Source organism: Pseudomonas sp. JS3066 (genome assembly GCF_036328175.1).
Taxonomy (GTDB): Bacteria; Pseudomonadota; Gammaproteobacteria; order Pseudomonadales; family Pseudomonadaceae; genus Metapseudomonas.
The window spans coordinates 5856220-5868569 of record NZ_CP143312.1; the positions used below are offsets into that span (position 1 = coordinate 5856220).

The window sequence follows — 12350 nt, forward strand, 5'->3', positions numbered from 1 at the left end:
GGCGCACGCTACCGTCTGCCCTAGCGCAGCGAAATTACCGGCCAGCCGCGTTGCTGTGCTTCGGCGCGCAGTTTCGGGTCGGGGTCCACTGCCACCGGATGGCTCACCTGTTCCAGAAGGGGCAGGTCGTTCAGGGAGTCGCTATAGAAGCTGCTGCCGTCCAGGCTGAGGCCGGTTTCCTGCAGCCAGCGCGCCAGGCGGGTGACCTTGCCTTCCCGGAAGCAGGGCACGTCGGTGGTGCGGCCGGTGAAGCGGCCATCGGCCATTTCACACTCGGTGGCCAGCAGGGTTTCCACGCCCAGGCGCTTCGCGATCGGCGCAGTGACGAAGCGGTTGGTGGCGGTGATGATCAATAGCTTGTCGCCGGCGGCGCGGTGCTCTTCCAGCAGGGCTTCGCCCTTCGGCAGGATGATCGGCTCGATGCAATCGCGCATGAATTCGCGATGCCATTGGTCAAGCTGCACCATTTCGGTGCGACCCAGGATTTCCAGGCTGAAGTTCAGGTAGTCCTGGATGTTCAGGCGACCCGCCAGGTAATCCTGATAGAACTCGTCGTTGCGCGCCTTGTAGGCAATCCCGTCGAGGATGCCGCGTTCGCACAGATAGTCGCCCCAGGCGTGATCGCTATCGCCGGCCAGCAGGGTGTTGTCGAGGTCGAAAAGAGCCAAACGCACGTCGTTTTTCCTTGCATCAAGGCTTCGAAGGGCGGCCAGAATAGCCGCTTTGAGCGGAGCTGCCCATCGCGAGAAAGGCTCGCATTGCTGCGTTTGCGGCCTTTATGGAACAATGCCGAAACATGCGTTTGCGAGGTTGAGTGCCGTGATCGATTCCGATGGTTTTCGCCCGAATGTCGGCATCATTCTCGCCAATGATGTCGGGCAGGTGCTTTGGGCTCGGCGCATCAACCAGGATGCCTGGCAGTTCCCGCAGGGTGGTATCAATCCGCGCGAGACACCTGAAGAGGCACTTTTCCGGGAATTGAACGAAGAAGTCGGCCTGGAAGAGCGGGATGTGAAGATTCTTGCCTGCACTCGTGGCTGGTTGCGCTATCGTCTGCCCCAGCGTCTGGTGCGTACAAACAGCCAGCCGCTGTGCATTGGCCAGAAACAGAAGTGGTTCCTGCTGCGTTTGCAGTCGGACGAGAACAAGGTACGGATGGATCTGACCGGCAAGCCCGAATTCGACGGCTGGCGCTGGGTCAGTTACTGGTACCCGTTGGGCCAGGTGGTGACCTTCAAACGTGAAGTCTATCGCCGGGCCCTCAAGGAACTAGCACCGCGCCTCCTGGCGCAAGACTGACCCGGAGAAAGGCTGACTAGCCATGCTCAACACGCTGCGCAAGATCGTCCAGGAAGTGAACGCCGCCAAGGATCTGAAGGCGGCGTTGGCGATCATCGTGCAGCGGGTCAAGGAGGCCATGGGCAGCCAGGTCTGCTCGGTCTACCTGTTGGACCCGGAGTCCAACCGCTTCGTGCTCATGGCAACCGAGGGCCTGAACAAGCGCTCCATCGGCAAGGTCAGCATGGCTCCCAACGAAGGCCTGGTTGGCCTGGTGGGTACCCGAGAGGAACCGCTGAACCTCGAGCACGCCGCTGATCACCCCCGTTACCGCTACTTCGCCGAAACCGGTGAAGAGCGATTCGCCTCCTTCCTCGGCGCTCCGATCATCCACCACCGTCGCGTGATGGGCGTATTGGTGGTGCAGCAAAAGGAGCGCCGCCAGTTCGACGAAGGCGAGGAAGCCTTCCTTGTCACCATGAGCGCGCAGCTCGCGGGCGTTATCGCCCACGCTGAAGCGACCGGCTCCATTCGCGGCCTGGGTCGCCAGGGCAAGGGGATCCAGGAAACCAAGTTCGTCGGTGTGCCGGGCGCTCCCGGTGCTGCGGTGGGTACCGCGGTGGTGGTGCTGCCGCCGGCCGACCTGGAAGTGGTACCTGATCGCACGGTCGATGACATCGAGGCCGAAGTCGAGCGCTTCAAGCAAGCCCTGGAGGCGGTGCGCGAAGACATGCGCCGGCTATCCAGCAAGCTGGAAACCCAACTGCGCCCCGAAGAGCGTGCTCTCTTCGATGTTTACCTGATGATGCTCGACGACGCCTCCATCGGCATGGAGGTCAAGCGCGTGATCCGCACCGGCCAGTGGGCCCAGGGTGCCCTGCGCCAGGTCGTAATGGAGCACGTCACCCGCTTCGAACTGATGGACGACGCCTATCTGCGCGAGCGCGCTTCCGACGTCAAGGATCTTGGCCGCCGCCTGCTCGCCTACCTGCAGGAAGAGCGCAAGCAGAACCTGGTCTACCAGGAAAACACCATCCTGGTCAGCGAGGAGCTGTCCCCAGCGATGCTCGGGGAGGTGCCTGAAGGCAAGCTGGTGGGCCTGGTATCGGTACTGGGCTCGGGCAACTCCCACGTTGCCATCCTTGCGCGCGCCATGGGCATCCCGACCGTGATGGGCGTAGTCGACCTGCCGTATTCCAAGGTCGACGGCATCGAACTGATCGTCGACGGCTACCACGGCGAAGTCTTCACCAACCCCTCGGCGCAACTGCGCAAGCAGTACAGCGAAGTGGTGGAAGAGGAGCGCCAGCTGGTCAAGGGCCTGGATGCGCTGCGCAGCCTGCCTTGCGAGACCCTGGACGGCCAGCGCATGCCGCTCTGGGTGAACACTGGCCTGCTCGCCGACGTGACCCGTGCACAGGAGCGCGGCGCCGAAGGCGTCGGCCTGTATCGCACCGAAGTGCCGTTCATGATCAACGAGCGCTTCCCCAGCGAAAAGGAACAGCTCGCCATCTACCGCGAGCAGCTCGCTGCCTTCCACCCGCTGCCGGTGACCATGCGTACCCTGGATATCGGCGGCGACAAGGCGCTGTCGTACTTCCCGATCAAGGAAAGCAACCCTTTCCTTGGCTGGCGCGGCATCCGTGTAACCCTCGACCACCCGGAAATCTTCCTGGTCCAGGTGCGCGCCATGCTCAAGGCCAGCGAGGGCCTGGACAACCTGCGCATCCTGCTGCCGATGATCTCCGGCACCCATGAGCTGGAGGAGGCGCTGCACCTGATCCATCGCGCCTGGGGCGAGGTGCGTGACGAGGGCGTGGACATCCCCATGCCGCCGGTAGGGGTGATGATCGAGATTCCCGCTGCTGTCTACCAGACCAAGGAGCTGTCGCGCCAGGTGGACTTCCTCTCGGTGGGCTCCAATGACCTCACCCAGTACTTGCTGGCGGTGGATCGCAACAACCCGCGCGTGGCGGATCTCTATGACTACCTGCACCCCGCGGTGCTGCAGGCGCTGAAGAAAGTGGTGGATGACGCCCACGCCGAAGGCAAGCCGGTGAGCATCTGCGGTGAGATGGCAGGTGATCCTGCAGCTGCCGTGCTGCTGCTGGCCATGGGTTTCGACAGCCTGTCGATGAACGCTACCAACCTGCCCAAGGTGAAGTGGCTGCTGCGCCAGGTCACGATGACCAAGGCCAAGGAGCTTCTGGATCAACTGCTGGCCATCGACAACCCGCAGGTCATCCACAGCTCGCTGCATCTCGCCCTGCGTAATCTGGGCCTCGGCCGGGTGATCAACCCGGCTGCGACCATCCAGGCCTGAGACCGGGGGTAAGCGTTTGTGACGCTCGGGTAGACGCCCGGGCGTAGCGGTCCCAACCGGGCGTTCGGCCCGCAGGAAGCTTATGGACAAGCTTGAGCCCCTCGACCATTGCTATGGCACCACCCTCGAAGAGATCGAGCGCACCCTGCGCTTCGCCCTGGATATCGTCAGCGACGGTATCTGGGACTGGAACATCCTCACCAACCACGTCAAACGCAGCCCCGGCTGGTACTCCATGCTCGGCTATGCGCTGGATAGCCTGCCGGAGGACGTGAATACCTGGAAATCGGTGATCCATCCTGGCGATATCGAGCGGGTGATGCGCAGCTTCCAGGCTTACCTGGATGGCGAGAGCCTGATCTATGCCGAGGACTACCGCTGCCGCTGCCGCGACGGCAGTTATCTGTGGGTCAGCGACCATGGCCGCTTCGTCGAATTCGACGGTGCCGGCAAGCCGACGCGAATGGTCGGCGCTCACCGCAATATCCATCAGCGCAAGATGGCCAGCCTGGAATTGCAGCGAAAGAACGAGGAACTGCTGGCCCTGAACCGCAAGCTCGAGGCATTGGTAGATGCGCGCACCGAGGCCCTGCGCCAGGCCAACGAGGCGCTTGCACAGCAGGTCGCAAGCGCCATGCGTCTCAGTGAGACCGACCCGCTGACCCAGGTATCCAACCGTCGCCATTTCGAGCGCAACCTGCATAGCGAGTGGCAGCGATTCCAGCGCCACGGGCATGTCACATCGCTCTTGATGTTCGATCTCGATCACTTCAAACGCATCAACGACAGCCACGGTCACCAGATCGGTGATCGCGCCCTGGTGGCAGTCAGCCGAACCGTGCGCACAGCGCTCAGGGAAGAGGATTGCTTCGCCCGTTGGGGGGGAGAGGAATTCATCGCCCTGCTGCCGGAAACCGGCCAGGACGCCGCATTGCAATTGGCCGAGCGCCTGCGCCTATTGGTCGCCCAGGCCGATCCCAGCCTGCCGCTGGGGCTGACGGCCAGTTTCTCTGTGGCAGGGATGCAGGCTGGAGAAGGGATCGAATCCCTGCTCAAGCGCCTGGATGACGGTCTCTATCGTGCCAAGCAGCGGCGCAACTGCATCGAGGCCTGTTGATCCCCGCCACGCCTGAAATGAAAAAGCCCGCCGAATGGCGGGCTTTTTCGTACAGCGACTTCATGCCTGGAAGATGATCCGGCCGTCCACCAGGGTATAGCGCACTTTGCCCGGCAGGCAGTGGCCGATGAAGGGGCAGTTATCGCCCTTGGAGTTCCAGGTTTCGCCGGCCAGGGTCGACGCTTGCGGGTCGAACAGTACCAGGTCCGCCGGCGCGCCGACGGCCAGGCGGCCAGCGGGCAAGCGTAGGGCGCGGGCGGGGCCGGCGGTGAGGCGGGCGAGAAGGGTCGGCAGATCTAGCAGGCCGTCCTGAACCAGGGTCATGGCCAACGGAAGCAGCAACTCCACGCTGCTGATGCCGGGCTCAGTGGCGCCGAAGGGCGCGAGCTTGGCATCTGGTTCATGGGGCTGATGGTGGCTGGAGATGGCCGAAATCACGCCGCTTTTCACGGCTTCGCGCAGACCGTCCCGGTCGGCGCGTGTGCGCAGCGGCGGCTGCACGTGATAGAGGCTGGAGAAGTCGATCAGCGCCTCGTCGGTGAGGATCAACTGGTACATGGCCACGTCAGCGGTCACTGGCAAGCCGCGGGCCTGGGCTTGGGCGATCAGCTCGGCGCCACGCGCGCTGGTGATCTGGCTGAAGTGAGCGCGCACGCCGCTCTGCTCCACCAGCAGCAGATCTCGGGCGAGTGCTACGGTTTCGGCGGACTCCGGAATGCCGGCCAGGCCGAGGAAGCTTGCAGTAGGGCCTTCGTGGGCCAGTCCGCCTTCGGCCAGGGATGCATCCTGGGAGTGGAAGACCACGGTCAGGTCGAAGGTGGCGGCGTACTCCATGGCGCGGCGCTGCACGCGATTGCTGGCGAAGCTGGCCAGGCCATTGCCGAAGGCCACGCAGCCCACGTCGCGCAGGGCGACCAGTTCGGACAGTTGCTCACCGGCCAGGCCCTTGGTCAGGGCACCAATGGGGAAAACCTTGGCGTGACCGGCTTCCTGGGCGCGGTCGAGGATCAGCTCGGCCACGGCCGGAGTATCCAGGATCGGGCGGGTCAGTGGCGGGCAGCAGAGGCTGGTGACGCCGCCGCTCACGGCGGCCAGGGTTTCGCTGGCGATGCTGCCCTTGCGGCTGTAGCCGGGCTCGCGCAGGGCGACCGACAGGTCCACCAGGCCGGGAGCAGCGACCAGACCCTTGGCGTCGAGGGTCTTGTCCGCCTCGAAACCTGCCGGCGCCTGGCCGATGGCGGCAACCTTGCCACTTTCGAGGAAGAGGTCTGTGATCTGGTCCTGGCCGCTGGCTGGATCGATCAGCCGGGCACCGAGGATATGGGTACGCATCAGTTCAGCTCCTCGGCTTCCTGGTTCAGTTGGCGTTGCGCGGTCTGGCCGCTCATGGCCATGGAGAGCACGGCCATGCGCACGGCGATGCCGTAGGTGACCTGGTTGAGGATCACTGACTGCGCGCCGTCGGCTACCGCCGACTCGATTTCGACGCCGCGGTTGATCGGACCCGGGTGCATGACGATGGCATCCGGTTTGGCCAGCATGAGGCGCTGGGAGTTCAGGCCGTAGAGCTTGTAGAACTCGCCCTCGCTGGGCAGCAGGCCGCCCTGCATGCGTTCGCGCTGCAGGCGCAGCATGATCACTACATCTACATCCTTAAGGCCTTCGGCGAGGTCCGTGTAGACCTTCACGCCGTACTGCTCGACACCCACCGGGATCAGGGTCTTCGGTCCGATCACGCGAATGTCCGGGCAGCCCAGCGTGCGCAGCGCGAGCATGTTCGAGCGGGCAACGCGCGAGTGCAGGATGTCGCCGACGATGGCCACCGAGAGGTTCTCGAAGCTGCCCTTGTGGCGGCGAATGGTGAGCATGTCGAGCATGCCCTGGGTCGGGTGCGCGTGGCGGCCGTCACCGCCGTTGATGATGGCCACGTCCGGGCACACGTGCTCGGCGATGAAGTGGGCCGCGCCGGAATCGGCATGGCGCACCACGAACATGTCGGCGGCCATCGCCTCCAGGTTGCGCAAGGTGTCGAACAGCGTCTCGCCCTTGCTGGTAGAGGAGGTGGAGACGTTGAGGGTGATGACGTCGGCGGACAGGCGCTGGGCCGCCAGCTCGAAGGTGGTGCGGGTGCGAGTGGAGTTCTCGAAGAACACGTTGCACACGGTCTTGCCACGCAGCAGCGGGACTTTCTTCACAGCGCGGGCGCCGACTTCGAGGAAGGAGTCGGCAGTGTCGAGGATTTCCGTCAGTAGCTCGCGGGGCAGACCGTCGAGCGAGAGGAAGTGGCGCAGCTGGCCCTGATCGTTGAGCTGCAGCGGGCGCTTGGCGTCTGTCGGCATGGGGCAGGCCCTGAAAGGTTACGAGAAATCGGGAGGTCAGGCGGGTGAAGCGAGGTCCTGACGCTCGAGGGTGAGCGGCGCGGGGCCGAGCAATTTTACCCGTTCCGTGGCGCCCAGGGACAGGGTCGCACCGACCACATCCGGGCGGATCGGCAGCTCGCGGGCATTGAGGTCGAGCAGGCACACCAATGTCACGCTGGCCGGGCGGCCGTAGTCGAAGAGCTCGTTGAGGGCGGCGCGTACGGTGCGACCACTCATGAGCACGTCGTCGATCAGCACCAGGTGCTGGCCTTCGACCTCGAAAGGCAGCTCTGAGGGGCGCACCTGCGGATGCAGACCGCTCTGGGTAAAGTCGTCGCGATAAAAGGATACGTCCAGGGTGCCCATCGGGCCCGATACGCCCAGTTGCTCCAGCAAAGCCTGGGCGACCCACACGCCGCCGGTGCGAATGCCTATGTAGCGGGGCTCGGCGATGGCGCGGGACTTCAGGTGGGCTTTCAGGTCGCTGGCCATCCTCGGCAGCAGCTCGGCGGGCTTGGGCAGGGTCATCGGCGGTCCTCGCGTTCTGGAATCAGGAAGTTGCGGAGTTTTCGGCCAGCCAGCCTTCCAGCAGCAGGGCGGCAGCCAGAGCATCCACCGGACGCTCGCGGTAGCCGTCGCGCTGCCCCTGGGCCAGTCTCTGGCCTTTGGCCTCGAAGGTGGTCAGGCGCTCGTCGTGAGTGAATACCGGCAGATTGAAGCGGCCATTCAGGCGCCGGGCGAATTTTTCCGCGCGGGCGCTCATTTCGCTGGGTGTGCCATCCATGTTAAGCGGCAGGCCGACGACGATGGCATCGGGTTGCCATTCACGGATCAGGGATTCGACCTGCTGCCAGTCCGGTACACCATTCTGGGCTTTCAACACTTTCAGCTCGCGGGCCTGGCCGGTCACAGCCTGGCCCACGGCTACGCCGATCTGTCTGGTGCCGTAGTCGAAGCCGAGCAGCAGACGCAGGGGTTTCGAGTCGGCCATCAGGCGTGCCCGGCCTGGGCGGTGAGCAGGCTTAGATTCACGCCCAGTCGCGCAGCGGCAGCCGACAGGCGCTGTTCAGACGGAGTGTCGAAGAGGATGGCCTGGTCGGCTGGGCAGGTCAGCCAGGCGTTGTCGCTGAGCTCAGCTTCCAGCTGGCCGGCGTCCCAGCCGGCATATCCGAGCGCGACCAGGCACTTCTGCGGGCCGCCGCCATCGGCGATGGCGAAGAGAACGTCCTGGGAAGTGGAAAGTGCCAGTTCGCCGAGTTCCAGGGTGGCCTGGAAGCTGTGGCCGCTCGGATGCAGGACGAATCCGCGGTCAGTCTGTACCGGGCCGCCGGCGTAGATCGGCAGGCCCTGGCAACGTGCTGGCGGGGTGAATTCCGGGCGCAGCTGTTCGAGCACATCGCTCAGGCTGAGGCCGTTGGGGCGGTTGATCACCAGGCCCATCGCACCCTGCTCGTTGTGTTCCACCAGGTAGGTGACGGTCTGGGCGAAGTTCGGATCGGCCATGTGCGGCATGGCGATCAGGAAGTGGTGCTTGAGGTAGCTCGGTGCGCTTTTCATGTCGGCTAGTTTCAGGCTTAAGACGGCAGGCTTCAAGCGGCAAGGCTGAGGCGTGAGCGCCTGTGTCGCGGGGCGCTGAATAGAAGCCTAGAGCCTAGACGCAGTTGCCGCTCTCAATTGCTCGACAGGCGGTCGCCGCGCTCGAAACGCCAGGTGCGAATGATTTCTAGGCGATCGATGTCCGCCAGGTCGCCGGTGAAAGGCGCGAAGGGCGCCGCGAGGCGCACGATGCGCATGGCACCCTGGTCCAGTACCGTCTGGCCGGATGATTCCAGCACCTGCACTTCGTAGAGAGTGCCGTCGCGGTTGATTGAAACCAGGAGTCGAAGGTTGCCGTAGATGCGCTGGCGGCGGGCTTCTTCCGGATAATTGAGGTTGCCGACGCGCTCGATCTTCTTGCGCCACTCCTCCTTGTACCAGGCGCCCTTGTCGCGCATGGTCGAGGCCGCGTTGAGGCGGTGGATGCGTGGGCGCTTGGCATAGAGCTGGCGCTCCTTGTCCAGTTCCGCTTCGAGGCTGGCGATTTCGGCGGACAGCTGTGAGCTGTCGAAGGATGGTGCCGGCGTACTGTCGGGTTGTGGCTTGGTCTGCTCACGCTTGACCGTGGTCTTCTGCTGCTGCGGGCTCTTGGTTGCCACCGCTGCCTTTTGGGCTTCTTTCTTTGGGGCCTGGGGCGGGGCGGCAGGTGGCGTCGTCTTGCGGATTTCCTTGTCCTGGAACGGCGCCTGCTCGGTGGTCTTCGGCTTGGCCTTGTGCTCCAGCGTCCCGCTGCCCTGCTGGTTGGCCTGGGCGAGGAAGTCGGCTTTCTTCGGCTTCTCTTCGCTCTTGAAAGTCGCGAGGGTGATTTCCAGGGTCTTGCTGATTTGCTGCGGGTCGGCAACGGTAAAACCGACGCCGAGAATCAGCGCGACGTGCAACACGGCGGCGAGGAACAGGGTAAAGCCCAACCGATCCGCCGGGCGGACGCCGGCGGACAGTTCGGTGGAGGTATTCACGGCTGCGTTCATCGACAGTCAGCTTGCTTCAGATAGCGGCGCAGTCTGCCGAGCGTCCGCATAAAAGTCTATGAAGCACTCCGCGCCTCGAGCTTGCGGGCGATCGCATCCATCAATCGTTCGCCGATGCGTGTGTCGTAGGCCTTGTCGATCTCGCGAATGCAGGTGGGGCTGGTGACGTTGATCTCCGTGAGGTGCTCGCCGATCACGTCCAGGCCGACGAACAGCAGGCCTTTCTCCCGCAGGGTCGGGCCGACAGCGGTGGCGATCTCGCGGTCGCGGTCGGTCAGCGGACGGGCCTCGCCACGACCGCCTGCGGCCAGGTTGCCGCGGGTTTCGCCGGCAGCCGGAATGCGCGCCAGGCAGTAGGGCACCGGCTCGCCGTCAATCATCAGAATGCGCTTGTCGCCGTCCTTGATCGCCGGCAGGTAGCCCTGCGCCATGATCTGCTGGCTACCGTGGGCGGTCAGGGTTTCCAGGATCACCGAGAGATTCGGGTCTCCGGCGCGGTGACGGAAAATCGAGGAACCACCCATGCCATCCAGGGGTTTGAGAATGATGTCACGCTGTTCTTCGGCAAACTCGCGCAGAATGTCCGCTCGTCGGCTGACCACGGTTGGCGGCGTGTACTCGGGGAACAGGGTGGCGAAGAACTTCTCGTTGCAGTCGCGAAGGCTCTGCGGGCGGTTCACCACCAGCACGCCGGCCCGCTCGGCTTGTTCCAGCAGGTAGGTGGAGTAGACGAACTCGTTGTCGAAGGGCGGGTCCTTGCGCATCAGGATCACGTCCAGCTCGGCAAGCGGGGTGTCAGCCTCGGCCTCCAGTTCGAACCAGTGTTCGGGGTCGAGGAAAACTTTCAGTGGGCGCATGCGCGCGCGAGCTTCACCGTTTTTCTGGTATAGGTCCTGCTGCTCCATATAGAACAGCGACCAGCCGCGCTCCTGGGCGGCCAGTAGCATGGCCAGGGAGCTGTCCTTCTTGAAGGAGATTTGCGCAATGGGGTCCATGACGATCCCGAGGCGAACGCTCATGGGGGGTCTCCGCAACAGGTTTCAAGGGGCGCGCCAAGGCAGGCGGGCCGGTTGGATAAGGCGCTCAGGGTGGCGCCGGCATTGATTGCGGTCAAGGGAAAAACCTTCCTCGACAGGGGAGGTGAGGCAGATGCGGACGCCGTGTAGCTTGCGTCTGGAGACTGTGCTAAAAATGCCCGACGATTGGGTCGCAGCCCGTCGGTTGTAGGGCCTCAGGCACATATATAAAGCAGAATAACGACTCACCGAGGCGATGGTAGGGCGAACATGGAACAGCATTCCGAGGGTTTGAAGGTCATGGTGATCGACGATTCGAAAACGATTCGTCGCACAGCCGAGACTCTGCTCAAGAAAGTGGGGTGCGAGGTCATCACTGCAGTTGATGGTTTCGACGCCTTGGCCAAGATCGCCGATTCCCACCCGAACATCATCTTCGTCGACATCATGATGCCGCGCCTGGACGGTTATCAGACCTGCGCCCTGATCAAGAACAACAGTGCTTTCAAATCCACCCCGGTGATCATGCTGTCCTCCAAGGACGGCCTGTTCGACAAGGCCAAGGGTCGCATCGTCGGTTCCGATCAGTACCTCACCAAGCCTTTCAGCAAGGAAGAGCTGCTCGGCGCGATCAAGACTCACGTCCCCGATTTCACCCCGGTGGAGCAAGCCTCCTGAAGTCCGGCCTTATGGCCGGTGAAGCCTTTCCGTATGGGGAACACCATGGCTCGAATTCTGATTGTTGATGACTCGCCTACCGAGATGTACAAGTTGACCGCCATGCTCGAGAAGCACGGTCACCAGGTACTCAAGGCCGAGAATGGCGCCGATGGCGTGGCCCTGGCCCGCCAGGAGAAGCCGGATGCCGTCCTGATGGACATCGTGATGCCCGGCCTCAATGGTTTCCAGGCGACCCGTCAGCTGACCAAGGACGCCGAAACCAGCCACATCCCGGTGATCATCGTTACCACCAAGGACCAAGAGACCGACAAGGTCTGGGGCAAGCGTCAGGGCGCCAAGGATTACCTGACCAAACCGATTGAAGAAGACACCCTGATCAAGACCCTGAGCGCAGTACTGGCCGGTTGAATGCCGAGCCGGTCCCTGCAAGATAATTATTAGAAAAAGGCCAAGGCCGGTCGTCATGTCGGATTCGCAGACTCCCTTCCAGCTCCTGTTCGAAATCGACCAGCGCTGTCGCGCGCTGGCGGCGGGCCTGCCTGCGCAACAGCAGGTGGTGCAGAGCTGGAGCGGCATTGGTTTCCGAATGGGCGAGCGCCTGTTCGTGGCGCCTATGGGCGAGGTCAGTGAAGTGCTGCACGAGCCGCGCCACACTTCGCTTCCCGGTGTGAAGACCTGGGTCAAGGGCGTTTCCAACGTGCGCGGACGCCTGTTGCCGGTCATGGATCTATGCGGTTTCTTCGGCAGCGAGTTGTCGCCCCTGCGCAAGCAGCGCCGCGTCCTGGTGGTGGACCACCAGGAGATCTTCGCCGGGCTGATCGTCGACGAAGTCTTCGGCATGCAGCATTTCCTGGTGGATTCCTTCAGTGAGGAGTTGCCTCCCCTGGAGGCCAGTATCCAGCCCTTCATCCATGGTGTTTTCCATCGCGAGCAGCCCTGGCTGGTATTCAGCCCGCACGCACTCGCACAGCACCAGGAGTTCCTCGAGGTAGCTGTCTAGTTATTACGCAG

Annotated in this window: 14 protein-coding genes; 6 read left to right on the plus strand and 8 right to left on the minus strand. The window is 63.5% G+C overall.

From position 1 onward, the window contains the following. Positions 1-20 precede the first annotated feature (20 nt). Positions 21-674 (minus strand): HAD family hydrolase, encoded by a 654-nt coding sequence (locus tag SA496_RS27525; RefSeq protein ID WP_120653555.1) that lies wholly within the window; start codon positions 672-674, stop codon positions 21-23. A gap of 145 nt (positions 675-819) precedes the next feature. Here SA496_RS27525 and SA496_RS27530 point away from each other — a divergent pair, with 145 nt between their 5' ends. From SA496_RS27530 to SA496_RS27540, 3 genes are all read left to right on the plus strand, one after another. Next, entirely contained in the window at positions 820-1299 is a 480-nt protein-coding gene (locus SA496_RS27530; protein WP_077524243.1) for an RNA pyrophosphohydrolase, read from the plus strand. A 22-nt stretch (positions 1300-1321) separates the two neighbouring features. Beyond that, positions 1322-3601: a phosphoenolpyruvate--protein phosphotransferase gene (gene ptsP / locus SA496_RS27535; RefSeq protein ID WP_120653554.1), complete on the plus strand. Its 2280-nt coding sequence runs from the start codon at positions 1322-1324 to the stop codon at positions 3599-3601. An 82-nt stretch (positions 3602-3683) separates the two neighbouring features. Further along, positions 3684-4718, plus strand: a complete 1035-nt coding sequence (locus tag SA496_RS27540; protein WP_120653553.1) for a sensor domain-containing diguanylate cyclase — start codon at positions 3684-3686, stop codon at positions 4716-4718. A 60-nt stretch (positions 4719-4778) separates the two neighbouring features. On the opposite strand, the gene SA496_RS27545 is transcribed toward SA496_RS27540, so the two are convergent. The 7 genes from SA496_RS27545 to gshB form a co-directional block, all read right to left on the minus strand. Continuing rightward, positions 4779-6050 (minus strand): dihydroorotase, encoded by a 1272-nt coding sequence (locus tag SA496_RS27545; protein WP_120653552.1) that lies wholly within the window; start codon positions 6048-6050, stop codon positions 4779-4781. Beyond that, positions 6050-7057, minus strand: a complete 1008-nt coding sequence (locus tag SA496_RS27550; protein WP_120653551.1) for an aspartate carbamoyltransferase catalytic subunit — start codon at positions 7055-7057, stop codon at positions 6050-6052. The genes SA496_RS27545 and SA496_RS27550 overlap by 1 nt, the downstream gene beginning before the upstream one ends. 36 nt (positions 7058-7093) lie before the next feature. Continuing rightward, a complete protein-coding gene (gene pyrR / locus SA496_RS27555; protein ID WP_120653550.1) occupies positions 7094-7606 on the minus strand; it encodes a bifunctional pyr operon transcriptional regulator/uracil phosphoribosyltransferase PyrR in 513 nt (170 codons plus the stop codon). A 22-nt stretch (positions 7607-7628) separates the two neighbouring features. Continuing rightward, entirely contained in the window at positions 7629-8069 is a 441-nt protein-coding gene (gene ruvX / locus SA496_RS27560; protein WP_120653549.1) for a Holliday junction resolvase RuvX, read from the minus strand. Then, positions 8069-8635 (minus strand): YqgE/AlgH family protein, encoded by a 567-nt coding sequence (locus SA496_RS27565; protein ID WP_120653548.1) that lies wholly within the window; start codon positions 8633-8635, stop codon positions 8069-8071. Before SA496_RS27565 ends, ruvX begins: the two co-directional genes overlap by 1 nt. 113 nt (positions 8636-8748) lie before the next feature. Then, complete coding sequence (locus SA496_RS27570; protein ID WP_120653547.1) at positions 8749-9642, minus strand: energy transducer TonB; 894 nt, start codon at positions 9640-9642, stop codon at positions 8749-8751. 56 nt (positions 9643-9698) lie between these two features. Beyond that, positions 9699-10661, minus strand: coding sequence for a glutathione synthase (gene gshB, locus SA496_RS27575; protein WP_153918755.1), 963 nt, complete (start codon positions 10659-10661; stop codon positions 9699-9701). A 267-nt stretch (positions 10662-10928) separates the two neighbouring features. Between gshB and pilG the strand changes: the two genes are divergently transcribed. Genes pilG through SA496_RS27590 form a run of 3 tightly spaced genes read left to right on the plus strand, consistent with a single transcriptional unit; the run spans position 10929 to position 12339 of the window. Beyond that, positions 10929-11336: a twitching motility response regulator PilG gene (gene pilG / locus SA496_RS27580; RefSeq protein ID WP_003455569.1), complete on the plus strand. Its 408-nt coding sequence runs from the start codon at positions 10929-10931 to the stop codon at positions 11334-11336. Positions 11337-11381: 45 nt separating this feature from the next. Continuing rightward, positions 11382-11747, plus strand: a complete 366-nt coding sequence (gene pilH, locus SA496_RS27585; RefSeq protein WP_077524194.1) for a twitching motility response regulator PilH — start codon at positions 11382-11384, stop codon at positions 11745-11747. Between the two features lie 55 nt (positions 11748-11802). Continuing rightward, complete coding sequence (locus tag SA496_RS27590) at positions 11803-12339, plus strand: chemotaxis protein CheW (protein WP_120653545.1); 537 nt, start codon at positions 11803-11805, stop codon at positions 12337-12339. Positions 12340-12350 lie beyond the last annotated feature (11 nt).

Coding starts and splice junctions, on each gene's coding strand:
- ptsP (WP_120653554.1), top strand. CDS start 1,322: ATGCTCAACACGCTGCGCAAGATCGTCCAGGAAGTGAACGCCGCCAAG.
- SA496_RS27540 (WP_120653553.1), top strand. CDS start 3,684: ATGGACAAGCTTGAGCCCCTCGACCATTGCTATGGCACCACCCTCGAA.
- SA496_RS27545 (WP_120653552.1), bottom strand. CDS start 6,050: ATGCGTACCCATATCCTCGGTGCCCGGCTGATCGATCCAGCCAGCGGC.
- SA496_RS27550 (WP_120653551.1), bottom strand. CDS start 7,057: ATGCCGACAGACGCCAAGCGCCCGCTGCAGCTCAACGATCAGGGCCAG.
- pyrR (WP_120653550.1), bottom strand. CDS start 7,606: ATGACCCTGCCCAAGCCCGCCGAGCTGCTGCCGAGGATGGCCAGCGAC.
- ruvX (WP_120653549.1), bottom strand. CDS start 8,069: ATGGCCGACTCGAAACCCCTGCGTCTGCTGCTCGGCTTCGACTACGGC.
- SA496_RS27565 (WP_120653548.1), bottom strand. CDS start 8,635: ATGAAAAGCGCACCGAGCTACCTCAAGCACCACTTCCTGATCGCCATG.
- SA496_RS27570 (WP_120653547.1), bottom strand. CDS start 9,642: ATGAACGCAGCCGTGAATACCTCCACCGAACTGTCCGCCGGCGTCCGC.
- gshB (WP_153918755.1), bottom strand. CDS start 10,661: ATGAGCGTTCGCCTCGGGATCGTCATGGACCCCATTGCGCAAATCTCC.
- pilG (WP_003455569.1), top strand. CDS start 10,929: ATGGAACAGCATTCCGAGGGTTTGAAGGTCATGGTGATCGACGATTCG.
- pilH (WP_077524194.1), top strand. CDS start 11,382: ATGGCTCGAATTCTGATTGTTGATGACTCGCCTACCGAGATGTACAAG.
- SA496_RS27590 (WP_120653545.1), top strand. CDS start 11,803: ATGTCGGATTCGCAGACTCCCTTCCAGCTCCTGTTCGAAATCGACCAG.